The sequence below is a fragment of the Blastochloris viridis genome, from assembly GCF_001402875.1.
Lineage (GTDB): Bacteria > Pseudomonadota > Alphaproteobacteria > Rhizobiales > Xanthobacteraceae > Blastochloris > Blastochloris viridis.
The window spans coordinates 1,835,543-1,860,698 of record NZ_CP012946.1; the positions used below are offsets into that span (position 1 = coordinate 1,835,543).

Genomic DNA, 25,156 nt, shown 5'->3' on the forward strand with positions numbered 1-25,156 from the left:
ATGAGCCCGCGTCTCGCACTCGGCGCATTTGTCGCCGCCCTCGTTCTCGTTCCGCTGGTGCCCGGCCTGCCGGTGTTCTGGATCACCTTGCTCGGCAATATCGGCCTTGCCGCGCTGGTGGCGATGGGCCTGGTGCTGCTCACCGGGGTCGGCGGCATGACCTCGTTCGGCCAGGCCGCGTTTTGCGGGTTCGGCGCCTACGCCACGGCCGTGCTGTCCACCCACTACGGCTGGTCGCCATGGCTGGCGCTGCCGGTGTCGCTGCTGGTGTCCGGCAGCGCGGCGGTGGTGCTGGGGCTGGTCACAGTGCGGCTGTCCGGCCATTTCCTGCCGCTCAGCACCATGGCCTGGGGGCTCAGCCTTTACTACCTGTTCGGCAAGATCGAGATGCTCGGCCGCCATGACGGCATCTCCGCCATTCCGCCGCTGTCGCTCGCCGGCTTTGAGCTGACCGATCCGCGTGCGATCCATTATGTGATCTGGGGCACGGTGATCGCGGCCGCGATCCTCACCCTGCACCTGCTCGACAGTCGCATCGGCCGCGCCATCCGCGCGCTACGGCGCGGCCAGTTGGCAGCGGAGTCGTTCGGCATCAATGTCGCGCGCATCAAGCTGATCGTGTTCGTCTATGCTGCGCTGCTCGCCGGGCTGTCGGGCTGGCTCTACGCCCACGTCCAGCGCACCGTGACGCCGACCCCGTTCGGCATATCGGCCGGCATCGAATATCTGTTCATGGCAGTGCTGGGTGGCGCCGGCCAAATCTGGGGTGCGATCGTCGGCGCCGGGCTGGTGACGCTGCTGAAGGAGGCGTTGCAGCGGCTGGTTCCGGCGCTGTTCGGCAACTCGGTTCAGATCGAAGGCGTGGTGTTCGGCATCGCGCTGGTGGCGCTGCTGCAGTTCGCCCGCGAAGGGCTGTGGCCGCACCTCGCCCGCATCCTGCCCGCACCGGTGCGGCTGGCGCCGAAAGCGGCGGAGGCGCTGGCCCGCCGCGCCTTTGGCGGCGACCGCAACCGGCCGCTGCTGGTGCTCGACGCCGCCCGCAAGCAGTTTGCCGGCCTGGTCGCGGTGAACGACGTGTCGTTCAAGGTCGGCCGCGGCGAGATCGTGGCGCTGATCGGCCCCAACGGCGCCGGCAAGAGCACCACCTTCAACCTGATCACCGGCGTCACCAAATTGACCGCCGGTACGGTTCGGTTCGATGAGGCGCCGATCAGCGGAACCTCGCCGCAGGTGATTGCTCGCCACGGCATCGCCCGCACCTTCCAGCACGTCAAGCTCAACCCCGACATGACGGTGTTGGAAAACGTCGCGCTCGGTGCCCATTTGCGCGGTCGCGCCGGCCTGATGGCCGCCATGCTGCGGCTCGACCGCCGCGACGAGGCGCGCCTGCTGGCGGAGGCGGCTTGCCAGATCGAGCGGATCGGACTGGCCGAGCACATGATGAAGCCGGCCGGCAGCCTCGCGCTCGGCCAGCAGCGCATGGTCGAGATTGCCCGTGCCCTGGCGATGGACCCCGAGCTCTTGCTTCTCGACGAGCCCGCCGCCGGCCTTCGCCACTTCGAGAAGGCCGCGTTGGCCGATCTGCTCGCCCGCCTCCGCGCCGAGGGCATGAGCATCCTGTTGGTCGAGCACGACATGGGCTTCGTGATGGGCCTCACCGACCACATCGTGGTGCTCGATTTCGGCACCAAGATCGCAGAAGGGCCGCCCGACGCGATCAAGACCCACCCCGCGGTGCTGGAAGCCTATCTCGGAGGCGCGGCATGACGGCCCCCCTGCTCGATATCGCCGGCGCCTCGATCTCCTACGGCAAGGTCCAGGCGGTGCGCGGGGTGTCGCTCACCGTTGCGTGCGGCGAGATCGTCACGGTGATCGGCGCCAACGGCGCCGGCAAGTCGACCTTGCTAAACGCCGCCATCGGCGCGCTCGCCGCCGACGGCGCCATCCGCTTCATGGGCGAGGATATCACCCGGCTCGACGTCGAGGACCGGGTGGCGCGTGGCCTGCTTCTGGTGCCGGAGCGGCGCGAGCTGTTCTCCACCATGACGGTGGAGGACAATCTGGTGCTCGGCGGTTTTCGCGTGCCACGCGGAATCGCCCGCGACACCATCGCCGAGGTCTATGACCGCTTCCCCCGCCTCAAGGAGCGCCGCGACCAGCTCGCCGGCACCATGTCCGGCGGCGAGCGGCAGATGCTGGCGATCGGCCGGGCGCTGATGAGCCGGCCGAAGCTGTTGATGCTCGACGAACCGAGCCTGGGGCTGGCGCCGCGCATCGTCGCCGACATTTTCCGCATCATCGCCGATCTGCGCTCAACCGGGGTTTCGATCCTGCTGGTCGAGCAGAACGCCCGGGCCGCCCTCGCCGCCGCCGACCGCGCCCACGTCATGGAACTCGGCGAGGTCAGCGTGTCGGGACCAGCGGCCGAACTCGCCCGCGACGACCGCATCATCCAGAGTTATCTCGGCTTTCATTGATCGAGGACATTGCCATGAGTTGGCGCGCGCCGATCGACGACATCCTGTTCACCCTCACCAAGGTCGCGCCCGGCCCCGATGGCGCACCGCCGCTCGACCGCGACGACCTCGCCATCATTGTCGATGAGGCCGCGCGCTTCGCCGAGGAGCGGGTGGCGCCGCTCGACCGCATCGCCGACACGACCGGCGCAAAATGGGCGGACGGCACCGTCACCACCCCGCCTGGATTCCGCATGGCCTATGCCGACTGGGCGGCGGCGGGCTGGAATGCGGTGTCGCAGTCGGAAGAATTCGGCGGCTCCGCCCTGCCGACCGCGGTCGGCACCGCCACCATGGAGCTGCTGACGTCGGCCTGCATGTCGCTGTCGACCCTGCCGGTGCTGTCGCAGGGCGCCGCCGACGCGTTGGAGGCCCACGCCTCCGCCGAGCTGAAGGCACTCTATCTGCCCAAGCTGATCTCCGGCGAATGGACCGGCACCATGAACCTCACCGAGCCGCAAGCCGGCTCGGACCTCGCGCTGCTGCGCACCAAGGCGGTGCCTGCGGGCGATGGCACCTACCGCATCACCGGATCGAAGATCTTCATCACCTTCGGCGAGCACGATCTCGCCACCAACATCGTGCATCTGGTGTTGGCGCGCCTGCCCGATGCGCCCTCGGGCGTGAAGGGCATCTCGCTGTTCGTGGTGCCGAAATTCCTGCCCAATCCGGACGGCGCGCCCGGCGGCCGCAACGACGTGCGCTGCAGCGGCATCGAGCACAAGCTCGGCATCAAGGGCTCGCCGACCTGCACCATGGTGTTTGGCGATGGCGGTGGCGCGGTCGGCTGGCTGGTCGGCGAGCCGCACAAGGGCCTTGCCTGCATGTTCACCATGATGAACAAGGCGCGCCTCCTCACCGGCTTGCAGGGCGTCGCCATCGCCGAGAAGGCGACCCAGCTGGCGCAGCGCTACGCGCTGGAGCGACGCCAGGGCAAGGCCGCCGGGTTCGACGGCGCGGCACCGATTGCGGCACACCCGGACGTGGCGCGCACGCTGGCGCGCATTCAGGCGCTCACGGTTTCGATCCGGGCGCTGGCCTATTCGGCCGCGGCGGCGATCGACCGCGCGGCAACCGCCGACACCGACGAGGCTCGCGCGCGCGCCGAGCTGCGCGCCAGCCTGCTGACGCCGATCGTCAAGGCGTTCTCCACTGACGCCGGCTGCGAGGTGGCATCGAGCTGCGTGCAGATCCACGGCGGCATGGGCTTCATCGAGGAAACCGGCGCCGCGCAGCTGTTCCGCGACATCCGCATCGCGCCCATCTATGAGGGCACCAACGCCATCCAGGCCATCGACCTCGTCACCCGCAAGATCGGGCGCGACGGCGGCGGCGAGGTGGCGCGGGTGATCGCGGAGGCGCGCACCGACGCTGCTTCGGCCAGCATGCTGCTCGGCGGCTCCGCCGCTCGGGTTGAAGCCGCGATCGATGCGCTGGAAGCCGCCACGGCCCACTTGCTCGCCCCCACCACCGCCGAAACCGACCGGCTGTTCGTCGCCCCGGCCTATCTGCGCCTGTTCGGCATCGTCCTCACCGGCACACTGCTGGCACGCGGCGCAGCACTGGCGGGCGAGGCGGAGGCGCACTGGCCGCGGCTGGCGCGGGTCCACGCCGAGGAACTGGCGGTGGAGGCCTCGGCGCTGCTGGCACAGATCGCCTCGCCCAGCCGCCGCGCCGAGGACTACCGGGCGCTCGCCGGGCTCGGCTGAGCGTCGCATCGCGGTCGCAGCACGGCCGCGCCGCGATCCCCGGAAACGCGTGAGCGCCTTTGAACCGTAATGGTGAATGGCCGGGCCTGTCCCGGCCGTTTCGATTCTCGCGCTGTGCCGACCGTCCAAGCTCCGCGGCATGTCCGATAAAAAGAGGGCGCCCGGAACGAAGCCCGGACGCCCCAAGGTGTCGTCGCCGCGAGAGCCTCAAGTGGTATCGCCGCGGCCGAGCCAAGATCAGTCGATGAGGGCCCAGTCGCCATCCTTGACGGTGATCAGGATGCGGCCGCGTTCGTCGACGCCGTAATGGTTGCCCGGCCCGTAGTTGTAGACCGCCTGCGACGCCGCCATGTCCTTTTCGCGCTCCAACGCGTTGCGCAGCGCGGCGCGGAACGCCGAGCTGCCCGGCTCGGCCTGCGTCAGCGCCACCGGGACCGCGCGTTTGAGCAGTTCGAACACATCGAACATGTGGGCGCCGAACTGGTTGACGGTTCCCGCGCCGAACTTCGCCTCGTAGGCAGCAGTGTAGGCGACGCCGGCGGCCTTGGTCAGCGACCCTTCGGGCTGCCTGGCCGCTGCGATCACGGGACCGGACGCGAAGATGACACCCTCCGCGGCCTTGCCGGCGATGCGGATGAAGTCGCGGGTCACCGCGGCGTGGGTCTGGTAGATCGGGCCGCCATAGCCGCGCTGGCGCAACGCGATCACCGGCAGCGCAGCGGCGGTGCCGGAGGCACCGACCAGCACCGCGTCGGGCTTTGCCGACACCAGCTTCAGCACCTGCCCGGCCACCGAGGTGTCGGCACGGGCGTAACGCTCGTCCGCCACCATCTTCAGCCCCGTAGGCTCGCCCGAGGCCTTGAACTCCTTGACCCACAGATCGCCCCAACTGTCGGAGAACCCGATGATGCCAACGGTTTTCACCCCCTTGGTCTTCATGTGGCCGAACAGCACCCCGGCCATCAGCGGCACCGGCTGCGGCATCACGAAGGTCCAGGTATCGCGGCCGGGCTGGAACGGCATCGGCGACAGCGCGAAGTGCGGTATCTCCGTCTCGAACGCGACGTTGGACACCGCCATGGTTGCCGGCGTCACCGACGATCCGACCAGCACGTCGACCTTGTCCTCGGTGGCAAGGCGCCGGGCATTGGTGGTGGCGTTGGTGGGATCACCGGCGTCGTCGAGTTGGATGATCTCCAGCTTCACCCCGCCGATGTCGCGTCCCACCACCTCCAGCGTGTTCCTTTCTGGAATGCCGAGTGCGGCGCCCTGCCCGGTGGTCGAAATCGTCACGCCGATGCGGAGAGGCGGCGGCTCGGCGAGCGCCGGCCCGCAAAGCGCAAACATGAAGGCGGAGCCGGCGAGAAGGCGGCTGATACCGCGTCTGCAAATCGTCATGGTCGGTTTCCTGGTTGGCCGTTTCCCGTAATGCGCCCGCGTCTTGCCGCGCAGGTCGCGTCGAGCATTTTCCGCAAGGGTGGATACCGGCGTCGCGAACACTCGCGACGAAACAAAGTCTCGGAGCATCCGCTCAATTCAGTTCGGATCGGCGGATGCGCTAGCAGGTCGCGGACAGCCGCCGGATCACCTCCTCGGGGATCGGCCGCGACTTGATGCGATTGGGATCGTCCGGGTGCTTGGCCACCCACACCCGCGTCTCGAACCCCTCGATCGCCAGCACCTCGCCGTCCGGTCCGGGCTTGAACACCTTGTGCTCGACGTCGAAGCTCGAATTGCGAAACTCGGTGACATTTGTCTCGATGACGACGTCGTCGCCCGCCGTCGATGGCACCAGGAATTTCGCCCGCGTGTCGACCATCGGGTAGCCGACGATGTCGAAGGCGCGGATCAACTCGCGCTTCTTCCAGCCCGCCTTCTCGAACAGATAATGGGTCGAAGTGTCGAACATCTCGAAATAGCGCGGATAAAACACGATGGCGGCGATGTCGCAGTGCGCCCATTCGATGCGGACGGTGCGGCGGTTGACGAGCATGAAACACCTCAGCGCGGCGGCAGGCGAAGCGCGCCGTCGAGGCGCACCACTTCGCCGTTGAGAAAGGAATTCTCCACCATGTGGAGGGCGAGTTTGGCGAACTCCGCGGGCTCACCGAGCCGAGACGGAAACGGAATCGACTTTGCCAGCGATGCCTGCACCTCCTCCGGCAGCGAGCGCAGCAGCGGCGTCGAGAACAGGCCGGGCGCGATGACGTTGACGCGAATGCCGAATTGCGCCAGCTCGCGGGCGATCGGCAGCGTCATCGCGACAATGCCGCCCTTCGAGGCCGAATAGGCCGCCTGCCCGACCTGCCCTTCGAATGCCGCGACCGAGGCGGTGTTGATCACCACCCCGCGTTCGCCGCCCGCCAGCGGCTCAAGCTTCGCCATCTCCGCCGCGGCGAGGCGCAGCGTGTTGAACGAGCCGATCAGGTTGACGCGGACCACCTGTTCGAAATCGGCCAGCGGTTGCGGGCCCTCCTTGCCGAGCACGCGCTTGGCGACGCCGATACCGGCGCAGTTGACGAGGATGCGCGGCGTGCCGAGCGCCGCGCCAACTCGCGCCAGGCCGGTCTCGGTCGCGATTGCATCCGCGACGTCGAACGCCAGCGCCAAGCCTGCAATGGCATTCGCCACCTCCTCGGCCGCCGCTGCGTTGCGGTCGACCACCGCGACCTTGGCGCCGCGCGCCGCCAGCGCTTCCGCCGCCGCGCGTCCCAGCCCCGACCCGCCGCCGGTGACGACGGCGACCTGCCCGTCGATGTCCATGGTCAATCTCCTGGTCAGACTGCCGGGTTTTCCACCAGCATGGCGATGCCCTGGCCGCCGCCGATGCAGGCCGACGCGATGCCGTATTTCAGGCCGCGCCGTCGCAGTTCGCGCGCCACCGTCACCACCAGCCGCACCCCGGTGGCGCCCAAGGGATGACCGATGGCAATCGCGCCGCCATTGACGTTGAGCTTGTCTTCGTCGAGGCCAAGCTCGCGCGCGCACGCCATCACCTGGGCGCCGAACGCCTCGTTGATCTCGATGCGGCCGACTTCGGCGAGCGCGACGCCCGCCTTCGCGCACACCGCGCGGATCGCCGGCACCGGACCGATGCCCATGATCTCCGGCGGCACGCCCACCGAGGCGGCGGCGACGACGCGGGCCAGCGGCCGCGCCCCGGCGGCACGCACCCAATCGTGCGAGGCCAGCACCACTGCTGCCGCCCCGTCGACCACCGCTGAGGAGTTGCCGCCGGTCTGCACCCCTCCGAACGCAGGGCGGATTTTCGCCAGCGCTTCAAGCGGCGATGGCCGCACGTGGCTGTCCTCGCGCACCGGCTCGCCCCTCACCTTCAGGCGGATGGCGCGGGTGTTGTAGCCAGTGCGCTCGAACGTCTCGTCGGCCACCGGAACGATCTCGTCTTCGAAGAAGCCATCGGCTCGGGCCGCGAGCGCCCGCGCGAACGAGCGTGCGGCGAAGGCATCGACCTCCTCGCGGCTGATGCCGTGTCGCTTCGCCAGATTCTCCGCAGTGCCGCCCATGGTGGTGGCGCAGGAGGTATCGAGCAGGCTCTCCCACAAGAAGTCGCCGAACTCGATCTGGCCGAGCCGGAAGCCGCCGCGATGGGTGTACGCCGCCACCGGATTGCGGCTCATCGACTCGGTGCCGACCGCGAGCGCGACGCGGGCGCGGCCGAGCGCCACCGCATCGGCCGCCTGCGATACCGCCTCGATGCCGGAGCCGCAGATGCGCTGCACCAGATGGGCCGGCACCTCGATCGGCACCCCGCAATAGATCCCGACATGGCGCGGCAGAAAATAGGCATCAAAGCTGGCTTGCGCCATGTTGCCGGCCACCACCGTGCCGATCTCGGCCGGATCGACCCCAGCACGGGCAATGGCGGCGCGGCCGGCCTTGATGCCGAGATCGATCGGCGACACGCCGGCCAGCGCGCCGTTGTAATCGACGAACGGCGTGCGTGCGCCATCGACGACGAACACGCCGTCGAACGCGAGCGTCACCGCTCCCCCAACTTCTGTCGTACTCATCCTTGGAAGGTCCTCACAGCCTGATGACGTGCGGCTTGGTCTCAGCGGCGTACAGCGCCTCGACGTCCTTGGCGCGGTTGGCGAGCACGGCGCGCTGGTTGAGCGAGCCCTTGTCGGTCGCCTCGCCGAGGTCGATCGAGGGCGGCTCTGCCAGCAGCGCGATGCGGGTGACGCGGGTCGATGAGCCAGTCGCGTCGCGAGCGATCGCCGCCAGCCGTTCCTGGAACACATCCTTTACCGCTTGATCGACCACCACCTCGGCGAACGGCGTGTCGGGCTCCAGATGCGGTGCCAGCTTGCGGGTCTCGGCCTCGTCCGGAAACACCAGCATGCCGACGTCGTCGCGGTCGTGGCCGGTGACGACGGCATCGCGCACCAGGGGATCGAACTTGCCGATGATGTCGACCCGGAGCGGACCGACGCTGACCCAGGTGCCGGTGGCAAGCTTGAAGTCCTCGGCAACCCGGCCGTCGAATTCGAAGCCGGCGGCGAAATTGGTCGGCTCGGCGAGCCGGAGCGCATCGCCCATCAGATAAAAACCCTCGGCGTCGAACACCGCCTGGGTGAGGTCGGGACGCCGCCAATAGCCGGGGGTGATATTGGGGCCGCGCAGCCGCGCCTCCAGCTTGCCGGCGTTCGGCACCAGCTTGAGTTCGACGCCGCGGTGCGGCACGCCGACGATGCCGGGACGGTCGGCATCGCGCACGCCGATCAAGGCGCCGGGCGCGGTCTCGGTCGAGCCGAGCGAGGTGGTGAACACCACCGAACGCCCCGCGGTGTCGAGGGCCAGATCGCGATAGGCGTCCCACACCGGCTTGGAGAGACCCGCGCCAGCGTAGAACAGCAGCTTGAGGCGCGAGAAGAAATGCCGGCGCAGCGCGAGGTCGTCCTGCAGGTGCGGCAGCAACGCCTCGAACCCTTTTGGCACGTTGAAATAGATGGTGGGAGCGATCTCGCGCAAATTGGCGATGGTGGCGGCAATGCCCTCCGCAACCGGTTTGCCCTCGTCGATGTAGAGCGTGCCACCGTTGTAAAGGGCGATGCCGAAATTGTGGTTGGAGCCGAAGGTGTGCGCCCACGGCAGCCAGTCGACCAAGACCGGCGGCTCGTCCTTCAGAAAGGCCAGCGCTTCCGCCAGCATCGCCTGATTGGCGCACAACATGCGCTGGGTGTTGGTGACGGCCTTGGGAAAGCCGGTCGAGCCCGAGGTGAGCAGGAACTTGGCGATGGTGTCAGGCCCGACCTGGGTGCGCGCCGACACCACGGCCGAGGAGATCGGTCGATCGAGCAGGCTCGCGAACGGCGTCGCGCCGAGTTCAGTCGCCGTGTCATCGGACACCACGATCTCGATGCCGCGCTCCTTGACCTTTCTCAAGGCGCGACCGAACACCCGTCCGTTCGATGCAAACACCAGGCGCGGTGTCAAGAGGTCGAGCGCGTAGGTGAGCTTGCCAAGGTCCTGCGACAACGTCGAATAGGCGGTCGACATCGGGCAGGTCGGCACGCCGACCGCCATGCCGGCCAGCGACAGCAGCGCGTGGTCGATGCCGTTGCCCGACAGGATCAGCACCGGCTCCTCTTCCGACAGATCGCGTGCCAGCAGCGCGGCGCCGATGTGCAGGATCTGCTCGAAGGCGGCGCCGTAGCTCAGCGTGCGCCAGCCACCGCTTTGGTCGCGCTCGGCGAGGAAGGTGCGGTGCGGCGTCACCTTGGCCCAGTGTTCGAGACGATCGACCAGCGAGGCGGAATAGTGCGGCAGCGGCTTGGCCGAGCGGACGACGATGACCCCGTCGGGCCGGCTCTCCACCACGGGGTCGAGCTTGCCGAACAGGCGCAAAGGTGCCGTCGCCGGAATGATGGCGTGCATGATGGTCTCCCCAAGGCGTCCTCGCCTTGGCGAGGGCCGCCCCCGACGTTTCCTCGTCATCGGCCGGTTGATCCGGCCTGTTCTTCGCGGCCGGTTGTCCGGCTCGCGGGTTTTGCCGTCCGGTTCAGGCCGGACGTGCCACCTTGGCGGCGCGCTTCTCCAGGAAGTCGCGCACGCGGTTCTTGGCTTCGATGTCACCCTGGGCGACCGCTGACACCAGCGCCTCCATCAGGTAGCCGACGCGCGGATCGGCGTCGGCGATGCGCGGCAGCGCCTGGATCACCGCGAAATTGGTGAGGGGCGCGTTGGCGGCGACCCGCGCCGCCAGTTCCAGAGCGTGCGAGTAGCCCTCGCCCTCCTCGACGAGATATTGCGCGATGCCGAGCGTGACGGCGTCGGTGGCCGCATAGGTCCGGCCGGTGAGCATCATGTCCGCCATGCGGGCGACCCCGATCAGCCGCGGCAGCCGGACCGAGCCGCCGCCGCCGACGAAAATGCCGCGCTGGCCTTCGGGTAGCGCGAAGAACGCTGAGGGCTCGGCGATGCGGATGTGCGCGGCGCAGGCCAGTTCGAGCCCGCCGCCAATCACCGCGCCCTTCAGCACCGCGATCACCGGCACGCGGCCGAACTCGATCTTCTCGAAGCAGCGGTGCCAGGCGCGGGAGTGGAACACGCCCGCCGTGACATCGCGCTCGGAGAGTTCGGACAAATCGAGCCCCGCGGAGAAGTTCGGACCGTGGCCGTGCAGCACCACCGCGCGGACGCTGTCCGGGATCGCGGAAAAACAGTCGTCCAACGCCGCGATGGTCTCATCATTGATGGCATTGCGCTTGGGCTGGCGATCAAGGCCGATGACCAGGATCTCGCCCCGCCGCTCCAACTTCAGCGGGCCATGACCGCTGACGTCAGCGCCCCCGGCCGGTGCGGCAGATGCCGTCTTCCGCGCTGACATATCCCCCGCCATCACGATCTCCGTTCGTCACCTCTATAATTGTTATTCTGTATAACAAATTGATGGTGTCAAGCGCAACAATTCAGCGCGGCCGCAACGGCGGCGTGCGCGCGCGGAAAGGCAGCCATTGAGGCGCAGAAAGGTAGGGTTCCGTAGCGTCGGCCGCGACCGTCCTTCGACCGGCCACCGCACGCGGCTGGAGCCGACGCGATCGCGCGCACTGCCGGCGCCCCGGCGTCGGCACGGCCACCTTGTCAATCCACCCCTGCGCATCGGCGCCGCCAAGGGTGCGGTGCCGCCTTTGAGCGCGTCGGCGGCCGCGCGGGGCGGACTCGACCTGCTGCCCCATCTCGCTTCGGGCACCCTGCCTGCCGTTCTCGCGGCGGAATGATCGCCCCTAAACCGCCAGCATCGCCGCCATTTTGGCGGCATAGCGCTGGCCGAGCGTGACTTGGCTCGCCGTGGTCAGGTGGACTTCATTGCCGACGATGCCCGCCAAGTCGGCGGCTGAGACGCAGGCGATGGCGCCGGAGCGAGCGCCATCAAGGCTGCGCTGCTGCGCCTGCACTGTCGACCAGTACGGGTGGCTCGCGGGGTTGATGCCCAACTCCGTCACGATGCACGTCAGGCCAGGGATGCCGAGGTCCGAGCACAGCGAATCGTACATCGCCAGGAAGGTTGCCGCCCAGCTCTCGGCCTGAGCGCCAAACGCTCTGCCGGTCTCGCTCTCGCCTTGGTACCAGATCAGGGCTTTGATGCTCGCACCGGCCGGGGCTGCGGCAAGCGCCGCCTGCGCGCGTGCGAGCATCGCGCCGTAGAGAGTCGAGGTCGAAAGGTTGCGAGCCCAATCGCTGAGGAACGTCGACCCCTTCCCGCAGTGGACAAGCCCCACCTCCCGCTGCGGCCGATAGATGGCGATCGACGACCCGAACGAAATACCGGCGCTGACGCCAGCCTTGCCGTCGCTCAGTACCGAGTACACCGCTCCGGTTTCTGAACCGAGAGGCTCGCACGCATCCATCCACGCCTCGGCACGCGTCCACGACTTGACGCGGAAGCCGTAGGCAAACGTCGGCGCATCAGACGGCGCGCCTCGGCCGTCCGAATTCGACTGTCCGGAAAACAAAAATAAATCCATCGGCTGCAGAGACATAGGTCCCGACCTAATCAATTGTCGTATCCATCAGACCCTTTGGAGCCGAATTTCATATCACACTGCCGGCGACGCTGACCGATCACTCGTCGTCACGGCGCAATATCTTGAACGGCTCATCAATGGTGATCGAGCATCGCGATGCGGCAGGCATTCGCCTGCGAATGTCTCAACTTTCGGGACAATCCTGGCCCTGGGGCGAACAGGGTGACCAAACGAAATTGAAAAGGGCCGGCTGGCTGTCAATCGGCGTGCACGCCGAAACACCGCTGGCAGCAGCGTTCCGCACCCCAGGTTCGCCTGCTCGCCGCGTAATGGCAACGATTGGGGCAGCCGCCAAGTTTTGTGGGAGGTGGCCCGGAAGCCTTTGAAATCACTGGCGCGCCAGCCCGAATAAAACTACGAACACATATGTAATTGAAATTACATGGTAAATTTCCGAGTCTCCTCGAAGGAGGCGGCCTGCTGCAAGTCAGTGGTCCGCATCGGCCGCGAGGCGCCCGGCCGGCGCCCGGCGGAGCCGATGCGCTATGCCCCCAGCTTGCGGCGCATGTCCGGGCTCAACGGCACCACCAGTTCGGCATTGCCGGCGCCGGTCGGACGCAGCGGACCCGGCGACGCCGTTCGCGACGCAATCTGCTCGGCCGCGACCGCGAAGGCGCGCGAGCGCGCCGCCGGCGTGCCCCGCCCGATCGCTGGATCGACGTCGGTGGTCAGGATCGAGAGTGTGCCGTCGCCGTTGCGCACGATCTCGAATGTGCGGAACTGCTGGGGGAAATCGCGCAGCGACGCGGTTTCGACCTGCCAGAACCCGAGCTCGGGCCGACGCGGATCCGGCGATTTCATCGCCGTGATCGCATTGGTGTGGCGATGGCCCGCCATCCACAGGATCAGGTTGGGATACTGGTGCAGCCTGGCGAACAGCGTCGCCTCGGACACGGCAGCGATGGTGCTCCAGCCGACGAGGGACGTCACCGGCTCGATGCCGATCGGCGCATGGGCGGCGATGATCATCAACTCGCCGGCCGCCTGGCCGCCGTCGAGCTCGCGGACGAGCCAGTCGAACCGCGCCTTGTCGAGCGATCCATGGGCATAGCCCGGCGAACTCGTCGGTGACGCTGGCGTATCGATGTCGTCGTCGGCCTGGGTGTTGTCGAGAACGATGATCTTGAGCGGCAGACCCGGCTTTGGCCGAAAACTGTAGCAGGCGAAACCGGCGTCGGCATCGGCTTTGGCAAAGCCATGGCCAACCGGGTGCGACGAGGTCTTGAAGAATTCGCCCATCCATTCCTGGCGCCGCAGCGACCGGCGGTCGGGATCGGCGGCCACCTTCGGCGGCGCCTCAAATTCGCCGACCGGCCCGACACCGCGGATGGTGCCATAAGGCGTCGCGCCGTCGAGCGTACCGACGTAATAGTCGCGCCGATCGACGCCGCCGGGCGCGAAGATGTCGCCGAGCGCGAGCACCTCGGAGGTGACATAGGACTGGCGCAGATGGTCGGTGACCGGGGCCGATCCCATCCAGAAATGGTCGTGGTTGCCGAGGGTCTGGTACCAGGGAATCGACCGGTCGAGGCCGACCGCTCGGTATGGACGCTGGTAGTCGATGGTATCGGCGCCAGCGTGCGCGCCCGAACTCGGCGTGATCACGCCGCCGTCAAGGACGTCGATGTACCACCGCAGCTCGTTGTACTGGGTGTTGTTGCAGGCGTCGCCAAGCGAGATGCCGAAATCGAACGGCTTGCGTTCGTGCAAGGCGTTGACGGTCTGCACGGCGGCGTCGAGAACGTGCGTCGTCGTCAGCATCACCGGCGCATAGGCCGAGCCGTTGGCGTCCAGGAGGCCCAGATAAATCGCTGACGACGGCGATTCCTTGTCGGTGATGTGAATGTCGCTGATGGAGAAGAAGCGCAGCAACGGGACGGGCTTCGTCGACCGCTCGCTGACGGCGAACGGCATGAGATCGAATCGCCGGTCGGCCGGAAGGCCGGTGCCGTATCGCCAGCCGCCATAGCCGTACGTGTTGAATTTCGCCGCGTCGGCGAGACGAAGCGCCACCGGCGGCGTCGGCTCCGGCACGATCGTCCGCTCCAGCGTGGTCGTGATGTCGCCGGCGATCGGATAAGCCTTCGGCAGGCGCGCACTGCGGACCTCAGCCGATCCGGCCGCGGCCGCTGCGACGGTGGAGGCCGCGAGCGCCGCGGCGCTCACGGCGAAGTCACGGCGCGTCATCTTCGTCATGGCCGATCCTATCGGTCGCGACGGCGGACACAACGGCCGCGTCCGTAATCGCTTGGGCGTCACCGCCGGACGTTCCCGTCGCCACCCATCTGCAACATGGGCGGCGGCTCGGCCGCTTTCACGGTCTCGTCGGTGTCGAGGAACGTCAGCACGATGCGCGAGAACCCCGCCGGCGTCTCGTACATCAGGCCGTGTGTCGCGTTCTTGAACTGAACCAGCCACGAGCCCGGGACTGCCGCCGCCAGCACTTTCGAGCTTTCGGGATACACGACGGTGTCTGCAGTACCGACGACGAACATCACCTGGTTGGTGACAGCGGCGATGCGATCCATCGGCGTCTTCCAGTGCGTGGTCGCCTCGATCTGGCGGGCAACGGTCGGATTGTCGATGGTCCTGCCCTTGAAGACGGCGGCGACATGGCTGCCGTCGGTCGACGTCGCGTGGATGATCGCCTTGTCGAACCGCTGCGGATAGGTGAGCAACAACTCCTGCGTGATCGTGCTGCCCATGGAATAGCCGAGCACGTGCGTCTTCTTGACCCCGAGGGCGTCGAGCAGGCCGATGACGTCGTCGGCGAACAGCCTGTAGGTGAACGTCGTCTCATTGGCGGTCGTATGACCCATGCCGCGGTTATCGGGCATGATGAGCTGGTATTCTTTTGCCAGCGCTGCGACGATCTGCGGGGACCAGTGCTCAATGGTGCCGCCCAGCCCCATGATCATCACCAGCGGCGGCCCCGAACCGACCAGTTTGTAGCCGATATCGATGCCGTTGGCGTGAACCATGCGGATGGCATGCCCCTCGCTGTCGCGACCGATGATCTCGCCTGCCGGCTGGATTTGCTGCGCCAGGGCGCCGCTGATGGCCAGCATCAGCGCGACGGCGAATGCACAGAGACGCGACGCAAGTCTCATCATTGAAGCCCTCGTCTATCTATGGGTGGCGAGGGCGAATCGGTGCGCCGCGTCACGTCGCAACTGTTGGATCGGGGTCGTGATCACGCCAGTCGGCGAGATTACGTGCGCTCAACGTCGCGGTGTCGCGAACCCGCGCTTGAGGCGGCGACGCTCGCCCGCATCGTGCCGCGCAGCCGACCATCGTGCGGACCATTGGTTCGACTGCAGGCAGAATGGCTCAATGATACGGCTTCCGGCCGATCATGCCTTCGAGCGGTATTCCGCCCGTCGAAAAGTCCATTATCCGTCAAGGATTTTTCGGCGAGGTGGCTTCCGGGATCCCAAAGGGATCATCTGGTAGCGTCCGAGATGGACGACCATCTGCGCGTCGAATTATCGAGCGAGTTTCGCGGCTTTGTTCGGACCGGTGTCGAACTGGCGCGCCCAAGGGGACTCGAACCCCTGTTTTCGCCGTGAAAGGGCGACGTCCTAGACCGCTAGACGATGGGCGCGGGCCCGCTCCCTATAGGCAAACCGAGCGGCGTCGGCAAGGCCACCTGAGTGGTCATGCCGAAGAATTATCTACCAGACGCCGGTATTGGGCATCGACGCCCACGGCTCCTGCGGCGGCAGCGCCGCGCCTTTCTGCAGAAACTCGACCGAAATCAGGTCGGGTGAGCGAACGAACGCCATCTGACCATCGCGCGGCGGGCGATTGATGACGACCCCAGCCGCCTGGAGTTTCGCGCAGGTCGCATAGATGTCGTCGACCTCGAAGGCGAGGTGACCGAAGTTGCGGGCCGAGCCGTAGTCTTCCGGATCCCAATTGTGGGTGAGCTCGATTGTCGGTGCCTCGCGTCGGTGGTTGGCAAGGTCTTGACGCGCGGTCAGCTCGTCGGCCGGCGCCGCCAGAAACACCAACGTATAACGCCCTTGCGGCACGTCGATTCGCCGCACCTCGACCAGGCCGAGCTGGCGGCACCAGAAGTCGAGGCTGTCGTCGAGGCTCCTGACGCGAACCATGGTGTGAAGAAAGCGCATGTCGGGACTCCGGCAGGATGACTGATATGGGTGAACCGAAAACCTCAACCCGGCAGGGCCGGCTTCGATCCCCGGACGCCAGGGCGGCAGGCGCCGGGCTGGCCGCGTGCTGGCGGACGAAAGTGCTTGCTCGCGACGGACCGCGAGACTTTCACCTCCAGACCCAAGGTGTCCAGGCCAAAGCAACCTCCCGGCGCCTGGCTTTGGCAGCCCAGCCTCGCCGCCGAGCGCTGGCTCGCATGGACTATCAACGCCCCCGGATGCTGACGCAGAGGTCCGTTGGACTCGCGGATTTTCGCCCGTGACATCAGTGATTTCACGAAAATCGGCGATCGGAACCAACGGCCGGCTGCCGCCCGCCGTTGGTCGACATCTTCTGTTTAGCACCGCGCCACGCGGCGGTGCGTCCGGCCAAGCGAGGCCTTGCGCCGCATCCGCGATCGCGGTTTGCTTCGCCCTGTGGAAAAATTGGCTCCCGATCTCTCGACCGCCCGCACCCGCCTTGGCGAACTCATCGCGGCGGCGCAGCGGATCGTTCCTTTCACCGGCGCCGGCATCTCGACCGAATGCGGCATCCCCGATTTCCGCTCGCCGGGCGGGCTGTGGACCCGCAACGCGCCGGTTTATTTCGACGAGTTCATTGCGTCCCAGGCCGCGCGAAACGAGTGCTGGCGCGGCCGTTTCGCGCTCGATTCGGCGTTCGGCACGGCGAGGCCGGGTCGCGGCCACCATGCCCTGGCCGCCCTGTGGCGCGAGGGCAAGTCACCGGGCGTCATCACCCAGAACATCGACAATCTGCATCAGGCATCCGGGATCGATGATTCGTGCGTGATCGAGTTGCACGGCAACACCACCTATGCCCTCTGCCTCGATTGCGACACCCGCTTCGAACTCGACTGGGTGCGCGAGCAATTCGACGCCAGCGGCGGCGAGGCGCCGGCCTGCCCGCGCTGCCACGGCTTCATCAAGTCCGCGACGGTGTCGTTCGGCCAGGCGATGCCGGTCGAGGCGATGCGGCGCGCCGAGCAGTTGACACTGTCGGCCGACCTGTTCGTCGCCATCGGCTCGTCGCTGGTGGTGTGGCCGGCCGCCGGCTTTCCGCTCATGGCCCAGCAGAACGGCGCGCGGCTGGTTATCCTCAACCGTGACCCGACCGAATTCGACGCCATCGCCGATCTCGTGATCCGCCATGACATCGGCGACGTGCTGGCGCCGTGGGTCGAATAGAGCGGTGTCCACAAACGCAGGTGTGTTTTTCACCTGAAAAAGCGCTCAGCCGAGCACCCGGAGCATTGCCGCGGCAGTTCTCGGTCGGTTGTGCCGAGAACACGGTTCGGGGGGCGCCAGCGGCCGATGATGCCAACTTGGTAATTTGCGGTTTTTCGACGGAATTTATTGGCGCTCGACTTTCCGTTCCGACGCAAATCCCATGCATTCGATCCGGGTGATGGGTTGGAGACGTCATCCGATGGTCGCCAGACGTGGGGTAATATGAAAATTTGTTCGGCAACATTGCCTCTTCCCCCAAGTTTTTTGGGCGAGTTTGAATTGGATCCGGTCACAATCTACCAAATTCCGACCGTTGCTTGCCAGGAACGCGCCAGCGAAAACTGGCTGCGGCAGGCTCGCTTGCTGCCGTTAGGGGATAAGACCGTGGACCCTGCGCAACACCGTCCAGGAAATCGCCGAGCGCTCGCACTTTGTTGTTTGCGGCCCGTGAGGCAGTGTTATCCTCCCGAATAGGTTGAGAATCGTACGCTGCGGTGACGTGCCGCGGCAAATACGACGAATGCGGCGGCGGCGAGAGGTCGGTGATGGATCCCAAGTTCGGGGTCGGGGCGGAGACTGGTGAAGAGCACTCTGATGAGCAGCTCGAGAGTCTGGTCGAAGTATCCGGTTACATTAAGTGGTTCGATGTAGCAAAAGGCTACGGTTTCATCGTCCCTGACGATGGCAGCGCGGACGTATTGCTTCATGTCACCTGCCTTCGCCGCGACGGCTACCAGGCCGCGAACGAAGGCGCCCGGGTGGTTGTTGAGGCGGTGCCGCGCGCGAAGGGTTTCCAGGCGCTGCGCATCGTGTCGATGGACAAGTCCACGGCGGTCCATCCCTCTCAACTTCCGGCTGCGCGCACGCACGTCTCGGTAACGCCGACATCGGGGTTCGAGCGGGCGTGGGTGAAGTGGTTCAACCGGCTGCGCGGGTTCGGTTTTCTCACCCGCGGCGACGGAACGCCCGATATCTTCGTCCACATGGAGACCCTGCGCCGCTATGGCATGGCGGAGCTGCGACCCGGTCAAATGGTCATGGTGCGGTTCGGGCCCGGACCGAAGGGTCTGATGGCGGCCGAAATTCGCCCTGACGGGCCGGTCAGCGGCGGCGTCGCATCGCATTGACTGCGGCCCCGGCGGCAACGGATTGCGAATGACGTCACATGGCGGTCTCGTTCGGGTCGGGCTCGCAGCCATGCTGGGATTGCTACGGGGCGTCGTGGTCGCCGTCGCCATGCTGGCCGCCATCTGCAGCCCGGCGGTGCTGTTGGCTCAGCCCGCTGTTTCGGCCGCGGACCTGCTGCCCGACGTGCCGGCGGTTCGGTTCGAAGGGCCGGAGCCGCTGGAAATCGCCACCCGCACCGGCGTTCTCAGCTTCGACGTCGAGGTTGCGGTCGATGACGAGCAGCGCGCCCGCGGCCTGATGTATCGGCGCTCGCTGCCATCTGGCCGCGGCATGCTGTTCGACTTCGGCGTCGAGCGCGACGTGACGATGTGGATGCAGAACACCTATATCTCGCTGGATATGCTGTTCATCCGCCGCAACGGCGAGATCCTCAGCATTGCCGAGCGGACCACGCCACGCTCAACGGCGCACATTCCGTCGGGCGGCCCGGTGCGGTTCGTGCTGGAATTGCCGGCGGGCAGCGCCAAGCAGCTCGGGATCACGGTCGGCGACCAGGTCGGCCATCGCCTGATCGGCGGGCGGTGACCTTGCCGCCGGCCATCCGGGCGTGTATCCGGAAGCATGCTGCAATATTCGCGGCGGCGTCGGTTTGCACCGGGGCGTGGCTCAAGTGGTAGAGCGGGAGCTTTGGGTGCTCCAGGTTGTCGGTTCGAGTCCGGCCGCCCCGACCAAACGGCCGCTCGTCAGGCGAGGATAGAGGCATGGTGGCGCGTATCTACAAACCGGCCCGCACGGCGATGCAGTCCGGCCGTGCCAGGACCAAGGACTGGGTGCTCGATTTCGTATCTGAGAAGCGGTTCATCGAGCCGCTGATGGGCTGGACCGCGACCAGCGATACCCAGCCGCAGGTCCGGCTGCGGTTTACCACCCGCGACGAGGCGGTGGCCTATTGCCAGAAGCGAGGCATCGCCTACCATGTGGCGGAGCCGAACCAGCCGGCCCGTCGCAAATACTCGTATTCGGACAACTTCAGCGTCCAGCGCCCCGAGCGCTGGACGCACTGATGCGGTTTCCGCACGGTGTCGTCTTGATGAGAGGAAGCAGCTTCGCCGTTCATCCCGTTCGAGGCGGGACCTCGGCGAGCGGACGGCGAAGCTCCTGCTCCTGAGGCGGGAATTCGCATGACCGGCCGGCCCCGTAGCTCAGCTGGATAGAGCAGCAGCCTTCTAAGCTGCGGGTCGCAGGTTCGAGCCCTGCCGGGGTCGCCAACGATTTCAGCAGCTTATATTCCGCGACTCCGAAGGATATGGATTTTTCGGTTTTCTTGGCGCGGGTTGGTATTCCCTGTCGGCCTAGCAGGGCTGGTTCTGACGGCTGATACCGACGGCCCCGGATGCTGACGCATGGCGCCGTTGAAGATCGCAGATTTTCTTACCTGAAATCAATAGCTTCACGAAAATCTGCGATCGGAACCAACGGCCGTCTGCCGCCGTCGTTGGTATACCGCGTCTCCGAAGGAATCCGTCCTGCGCGCCTGCGCCGACATCAGTTGGCGAAGGGGATTTCATCGGCGTCGCGGTATATCACGTTCGCCCTGGCGGTGCGGGAGGCGGCCGAGGCGCCGACCCTCGGCGGCGTATCATCGAGGCAGCCGACCCGCTGGCGGCCGTGCGTGCCGTCGGCCCGCCCGATGAGCCGGACCTCGCCGAAGATCTTCGCCTCGTGGTGCGCGAGCGACCCGGCCGGCCGGAAGTGTGGGAGCGCCCGTTCGTCACCGACCAGCACAACTGGATCACCGGCGTCCATACCGGCGACCGCACCAAGCATGCCATCATGGTCAGGCCGCACCTCGCCGACCTTGCGTTTGCCGCCGCGCGCTTGCCGCCGCGCGCTTGGGCCACCCCAGCGCCCCTGTCGAGGACGGGCCGAGGGGCTGCGCCGACGTCGGTTAGAGTGGATTTGCCGCTTGAGTTCCGCGGCCACGATCGTCCCATTGCTGGGAGTCGTTTGTGGCGATAGCCTCGCGACCGTTTGAACACGAGGCCTTTTTTTCCGTGTCCCGTCTCGCCTCAATTTTCGCCGCCCTTGGGCCGCAGGAGCGCGCCATTCTCCGCCTCAAGGCGCTGATCGGCCCTGCGACGGGCAAAAACGTCTTCATGAACTGCCTCAACCGGTTGAGCTCCAGCAAACCCGCATGGACCAGCAAGACGCTGACGCCGGTGCTCGAGGCGCTGCGCGAAAAGAAGCTGCTCACCGAGGACCTCGCTTGTGTGCCGGGCATCATCCACAGGCTGGCGGTGGAAGTCATCGACTCGCCGGATGGCGCGGCGATGATGGCCGCCATCCACGCGACCCTGGGCCAGGACGGCGGGCGCAGCTGGGACTACAGGACGATCGAGACCAGCACGCTGCGGTGGCAGCGGCTCGCCGTGCTGCTCAATGACGGGGACGAGTTCCAGCGCGCGATCGAGCGACATGGGCGTACCTTCTTTCACACCGATGCCCCGTCGATCTTCGACCAGCACTTCGCCGGCGTCGAGGTCGGGGCGGAGTGGCTGGCCTCGCGTCTTCCTGTGTTCCAAAGCGCGATCCTCACCGCCAAGGCCAACCGGTGGATCGGCGCCGGGCTGGGGGCGGATTACCCGTCCTTGATGGAGCATTGCCACCGGGAACCGGGGCTGCGCGCCGTCGCCTTTTCCAAGATGGTGGATTTCGATCTTCTGACCGGCCAGCTTGGCCGCCTCGACCAAACCCTCGCCGACCTCCCCAAGGACACCCCCGCCGATCTGCCGTTCCCGTTCCGCGCCTCCCGCGCGCTGCTGACAGGGGACCCGAAAACGGCGGTCGCGCTGTTTGCCGAGGCGCTGAAGCTCTACCGCAAGAGCAACCGCAAACGAAAAGGCGGCCTGCCCGGCTATGTCGGCCTGTTGCAGGTCTGCGCGCTGCTGGCGGCAGACGACGTTGCGCTGCAACCAGAGATCGAAGCCCTGACCGAGGTGAAGGAAGGCCATGTCGGCCTGTTCGCGCTGCGCGGCCTGCTTGAGCTGACCCGCAACAAAGAAACCGTAGCGAAGCAGGCCGTGCAAGCCGGCCTGGTGCTGGTCGGCATGACACCGCACCCGCCACCGGTGAGCACGGGTCTTCTGGCCGTCGCAGCCGCCCTCATCGATCCGGAACAGGTTCATCGCCGTGCTGTGACGACATTCATGCCGCTGTTTCGCGCCGTCGAGAGCTCGATGGCGCTGCCGGCGACCATGCTGGCGGAGGCGCTGGAGCACGCCGGCCCCGATCCGGTGCCGTACCGCACATGGCTCGACCGGCCGGACAACGAGATCGCGTTCCGGTTTCTCACGCTCATCAAGGCCAAGGCACCGTGGGAGCGCGCGCTGGAGAGCCTGGAGGCGATGCTGGCGCCCGCACGGCCTGCCGAGCCGGCGCCAGGCGCCCAAACCAGGCGGCTGGTCTGGCTCGTCAATCCGGACACGCGGGAGATCCAGCCGGTGGAGCAGGCGCTGAAGGCGCGCGGCTGGAGCCAAGGGCGGGCTGTGGCGTTGAAGCGCTTGCGCGAGGGCGATCCGGCGCTCGATTATCTCGACGAGTTCGACCGGCGCGCCTGCCGCGCCATCCGCCGTGCGGTGGAGTCCTGGTACAACCGCGACGTCTTCGAATGCCACGCCGACAGTATGCTGCCGGCCCTGATCGGCCATCCCCGCGTGTTCGACGCCCGCTCGCCGGCCGAGAGTGTCGACTTGATCGCGGGGCGGCCGGAGCTGGTGCTGGCCTCGGACAAAACCGGGTTCCGTCTGTCGCTGTCCCACGCGGCGGCGCATCCTGGCGCCTTCATCGAAATCGACGCTCCGGGGCGGTGGCGGGTGGTGGTGGTGGATGCCGGCGCCATTGAAGCCGCATCCATCTTGTCGGCCAAGGGCGTCGCGATCCCGAGTTCCGCGCGCGAACGGCTCTCGGCGCTGGCCCGCCTTACGGCGCCTGCCTTGCCGATCCGGATCGAGACTGCCGAGATCGAGGACGCCGCAGCGACCGATGGCGACCCGAGCCCGGTGGTGCGGCTCTCCCCACTGGGCGAGGGCCTCAAGGTCGCTCTGGTGGTTCGCCCCGCAGGCGCTCATGGCCCGCATTTCCTGCCGGGCCAAGGCGGGCGGTTCATCAATGCCGGCACCTTGCGCGTGCGTCGCGACCTGGAGGCGGAGCGGCGCCTGGCCGCGACCCTCAGTGAATCCTGCCCGAGCCTTGGCGGCGACGGCCCCGAATGGGTGCTCGATGATCTGGTCGCCAGCCTGGAGTTTCTCGGCGAGCTGCGATCGCTGCCAACGTCCCCGGCGATGGAATGGCCCGAAGGACAGAAGATGTCGCTCAAGGGCGTGGCCTCGGCCAAAGGCTTCAAGGCCAGCGTCAAGGGGATGGAACACTGGTTTTCGGTGAGCGGAACGGTGGCGGTCGATGACGACCTGGTGCTCGACCTGAAAGACCTCCTCGACCGCTTGGACAACATGCAGGGCCGTTTCGTGCCGCTGGACGGCGGCGGCTTCATTGCGCTGGACCGCCAATTTCGCCAGCAGCTGGAGCGGCTCAGCCGGCTCGGCGACGGGTTGAAGATTCCCAATGCGGCGGGCGTCGCCGTGCGCGACCTCCTTGATGGCGCAGCGTCGGTGAAGGCGGACACACGCTGGAAGGACTTCGTCCGCCGCCTTGATGAGGCCGAGGGCTGGGAGCCGACGCTTGCTCCCGGTTTCGCAGCCGAGTTGCGCGACTACCAGCGCGACGGCTTTGCCTGGATGAGCCGGCTGGAGCGCTGGGGCGCCGGCGCCCTGCTCGCCGACGACATGGGTCTCGGCAAGACCGTGCAAGCGATCGCGGTGATGACAGCCAAGGCCGCCGCCGGGCCCATGTTGGTGGTGGCGCCGACCTCGGTCTGCGGCAATTGGGACGCGGAGCTGAACCGGTTCGCCCCGGCGTTGCGGCCGGTCCGGCTGGTGGAATCCGACAACCGCGACGCGGTGATCGGCGGGCTCGGCGCTGGCGATGTGCTGATCGTCTCCTACGGCCTTTTGGCGCGCGAGCAGGATCGGCTCACCGCCATCTCCTGGGCGATGGCCATCCTCGACGAGGCGCAGGCGATCAAAAACCCCGACACAAGGCGCGCCGAGGCGAGCCGCCGGCTCAAGGCAGAGTTTCGCCTGGCGCTGACCGGCACGCCGGTCGAGAACGACCTCGACGAATTGTGGAGTATTTTCGCCTTCGTCAATCCGGGCCTGCTCGGGGCGCGCGAGCGGTTCGCCAGGCGGTTCGCCACCCCGATCAGCCGCGACAACAGCGCCAATGCCAAGGCGGCGCTCAAGGCGCTGGTGCGCCCCTTCCTCCTGCGCCGGACCAAGGCGCAAGTGCTTAGCGAGCTGCCGCCCCGCACCGAGCAGACGATCCTCGTCGAACTGGAGGCAGAGGAGCGCGCGTTCTACGAGGCGCTGCGGCAGCGCGCGCTGGAGCGGCTGGATGAGGTCGGGGATGAGCGAACGCGTATCCATATCCTGGCCGAGATCACCAGGCTGCGCCAAGCCTGCTGCCATCCGGCACTGGTGGCGGCGGACAGCGGCATCGGCTCCGCCAAGCTGGAGGCGTTCGTGGACCTCGTGGACAATCTCATCGAGGGCCGCCATCGCGCTCTGGTGTTCAGCCAGTTCGTCAGCCATCTCGGCAAGGTCCGCGGCGCGCTCGACGCCAAGGGGATCGCCTACCAGTATCTCGACGGCTCGACCCCCGAGGCCGAGCGCCACAAGCGGGTGGCGGCGTTCCAGGCCGGCGCGGGCGAGATGTTCCTGATCAGCCTCAAGGCCGGCGGCTTTGGCCTCAACCTCACCGCCGCGGATTATGTGATCCACCTTGATCCTTGGTGGAACCCGGCGGTCGAGGACCAAGCCTCCGACCGCGCCCATCGCATCGGCCAGAGCCGCCCGGTCACCATCTACCGCCTGATCGTCAAGGACAGCATCGAGGAACGCATCGTCGCGCTCCACCGGCACAAGCGCAACCTCGCGGATGCACTGTTGGAAGGCGCCGATGCATCGGCTCAACTCTCCGAAGAGGACCTGCTCAATCTGATCCGCAGTTCTGAGTGAGGTGATCGGCTCCTCCCTTGCCGATGTCGGCCCTGGGATTGGATGATGAGCCCACGGCAACGCACCATCCTCAATTCGTTGCGTCGATGTTTGGCCGTTCGATCTCAAAGCGTCGTGAGACGCTACGCGGCGGCGCCAAGCTTCCCCAGAAACGCGGCGAGATCTCCGCCCAGGAACGGCGTCCGCCGGCCGACCTTGCCGAATCGAGCTCTTGCGGCCCAG

Annotated in this window: 19 protein-coding genes and 3 tRNA genes; 10 read left to right on the top strand and 12 right to left on the bottom strand. The window is 67.0% G+C overall.

The features are described from left to right. The 3 genes from BVIR_RS08145 to BVIR_RS08155 are packed head-to-tail and all read left to right on the top strand — an operon-like array spanning position 1 to position 4,225. The gene (locus BVIR_RS08145) at positions 1–1,767 is read left to right on the top strand and encodes a branched-chain amino acid ABC transporter ATP-binding protein/permease (protein ID WP_055037237.1); all 1,767 of its coding nucleotides are present in this window, start codon (positions 1–3) and stop codon (positions 1,765–1,767) included. Then, complete coding sequence (locus BVIR_RS08150) at positions 1,764–2,477, top strand: ABC transporter ATP-binding protein (protein ID WP_055037238.1); 714 nt, start codon at positions 1,764–1,766, stop codon at positions 2,475–2,477. Before BVIR_RS08145 ends, BVIR_RS08150 begins: the two co-directional genes overlap by 4 nt. Before the next feature lie 14 nt (positions 2,478–2,491). After that, positions 2,492–4,225, top strand: a complete 1,734-nt coding sequence (locus BVIR_RS08155) for an acyl-CoA dehydrogenase family protein (RefSeq protein ID WP_055038766.1) — start codon at positions 2,492–2,494, stop codon at positions 4,223–4,225. A gap of 237 nt (positions 4,226–4,462) precedes the next feature. Here the strand turns inward: BVIR_RS08155 and BVIR_RS08160 are convergent, their stop codons facing one another. The 11 genes from BVIR_RS08160 to BVIR_RS08210 all read right to left on the bottom strand — a co-directional run bounded on the left by BVIR_RS08160 (position 4,463) and on the right by BVIR_RS08210 (position 16,406). Beyond that, positions 4,463–5,572 carry an ABC transporter substrate-binding protein gene (locus BVIR_RS08160; RefSeq protein WP_055038767.1) on the bottom strand — a complete coding sequence of 370 codons (1,110 nt, stop codon included), beginning with the start codon at positions 5,570–5,572 and terminating at the stop codon, positions 4,463–4,465. A gap of 211 nt (positions 5,573–5,783) precedes the next feature. Continuing rightward, complete coding sequence (locus BVIR_RS08165) at positions 5,784–6,218, bottom strand: acyl-CoA thioesterase (protein WP_055037239.1); 435 nt, start codon at positions 6,216–6,218, stop codon at positions 5,784–5,786. Between the two features lie 8 nt (positions 6,219–6,226). Further along, positions 6,227–6,988: an SDR family NAD(P)-dependent oxidoreductase gene (locus tag BVIR_RS08170; RefSeq protein WP_055037240.1), complete on the bottom strand. Its 762-nt coding sequence runs from the start codon at positions 6,986–6,988 to the stop codon at positions 6,227–6,229. A 14-nt stretch (positions 6,989–7,002) separates the two neighbouring features. Beyond that, positions 7,003–8,256: a thiolase family protein gene (locus BVIR_RS08175; RefSeq protein ID WP_055037241.1), complete on the bottom strand. Its 1,254-nt coding sequence runs from the start codon at positions 8,254–8,256 to the stop codon at positions 7,003–7,005. A 13-nt stretch (positions 8,257–8,269) separates the two neighbouring features. Then, positions 8,270–10,123 carry a feruloyl-CoA synthase gene (locus BVIR_RS08180; protein WP_055037242.1) on the bottom strand — a complete coding sequence of 618 codons (1,854 nt, stop codon included), beginning with the start codon at positions 10,121–10,123 and terminating at the stop codon, positions 8,270–8,272. A gap of 124 nt (positions 10,124–10,247) precedes the next feature. Continuing rightward, entirely contained in the window at positions 10,248–11,087 is an 840-nt protein-coding gene (locus tag BVIR_RS08185) for a crotonase/enoyl-CoA hydratase family protein (RefSeq protein WP_417852046.1), read from the bottom strand. A gap of 385 nt (positions 11,088–11,472) precedes the next feature. Continuing rightward, a complete protein-coding gene (locus tag BVIR_RS08190; protein ID WP_055037244.1) occupies positions 11,473–12,228 on the bottom strand; it encodes a sialate O-acetylesterase in 756 nt (251 codons plus the stop codon). Between the two features lie 528 nt (positions 12,229–12,756). After that, positions 12,757–14,532, bottom strand: a complete 1,776-nt coding sequence (locus BVIR_RS08195; protein WP_236823740.1) for a TIGR03768 family metallophosphoesterase — start codon at positions 14,530–14,532, stop codon at positions 12,757–12,759. After that, on the bottom strand, positions 14,529–15,386 hold the full coding sequence (locus tag BVIR_RS08200) for an alpha/beta fold hydrolase (protein ID WP_055037246.1): 858 nt from the start codon (positions 15,384–15,386) through the stop codon (positions 14,529–14,531). The genes BVIR_RS08195 and BVIR_RS08200 overlap by 4 nt, the downstream gene beginning before the upstream one ends. A 415-nt stretch (positions 15,387–15,801) precedes the next feature. Beyond that, positions 15,802–15,877, bottom strand: a tRNA-Glu gene (locus BVIR_RS08205). A gap of 70 nt (positions 15,878–15,947) precedes the next feature. After that, positions 15,948–16,406, bottom strand: a complete 459-nt coding sequence (locus BVIR_RS08210; RefSeq protein ID WP_055037247.1) for a VOC family protein — start codon at positions 16,404–16,406, stop codon at positions 15,948–15,950. Positions 16,407–16,865: 459 nt separating this feature from the next. On the opposite strand from BVIR_RS08210, the gene BVIR_RS08215 reads away from it, so the two are divergent. The 6 genes from BVIR_RS08215 (at position 16,866) to BVIR_RS08240 (ending at position 20,071) form a co-directional block, all read left to right on the top strand. After that, positions 16,866–17,633, top strand: a complete 768-nt coding sequence (locus BVIR_RS08215; protein WP_417852047.1) for an SIR2 family NAD-dependent protein deacylase — start codon at positions 16,866–16,868, stop codon at positions 17,631–17,633. Between the two features lie 587 nt (positions 17,634–18,220). After that, positions 18,221–18,802: a cold-shock protein gene (locus BVIR_RS08220; RefSeq protein ID WP_055038769.1), complete on the top strand. Its 582-nt coding sequence runs from the start codon at positions 18,221–18,223 to the stop codon at positions 18,800–18,802. 28 nt (positions 18,803–18,830) lie between these two features. After that, positions 18,831–19,388 carry a DUF192 domain-containing protein gene (locus tag BVIR_RS08225; protein WP_236823741.1) on the top strand — a complete coding sequence of 186 codons (558 nt, stop codon included), beginning with the start codon at positions 18,831–18,833 and terminating at the stop codon, positions 19,386–19,388. A 70-nt stretch (positions 19,389–19,458) separates the two neighbouring features. Next, positions 19,459–19,534 (top strand) — tRNA-Pro (locus BVIR_RS08230). Positions 19,535–19,564: 30 nt separating this feature from the next. Beyond that, positions 19,565–19,867 carry an ETC complex I subunit gene (locus BVIR_RS08235; RefSeq protein WP_055037249.1) on the top strand — a complete coding sequence of 101 codons (303 nt, stop codon included), beginning with the start codon at positions 19,565–19,567 and terminating at the stop codon, positions 19,865–19,867. Between the two features lie 127 nt (positions 19,868–19,994). Then, positions 19,995–20,071, top strand: a tRNA-Arg gene (locus BVIR_RS08240). 277 nt (positions 20,072–20,348) lie between these two features. Here BVIR_RS08240 and BVIR_RS08245 read toward each other — a convergent pair. Further along, on the bottom strand, positions 20,349–20,630 hold the full coding sequence (locus BVIR_RS08245; RefSeq protein WP_145912028.1) for a hypothetical protein: 282 nt from the start codon (positions 20,628–20,630) through the stop codon (positions 20,349–20,351). Between the two features lie 227 nt (positions 20,631–20,857). Between BVIR_RS08245 and BVIR_RS08250 the strand changes: the two genes are divergently transcribed. Beyond that, positions 20,858–24,934 carry a DEAD/DEAH box helicase gene (locus BVIR_RS08250; RefSeq protein ID WP_058124831.1) on the top strand — a complete coding sequence of 1,359 codons (4,077 nt, stop codon included), beginning with the start codon at positions 20,858–20,860 and terminating at the stop codon, positions 24,932–24,934. Positions 24,935–25,156 lie beyond the last annotated feature (222 nt).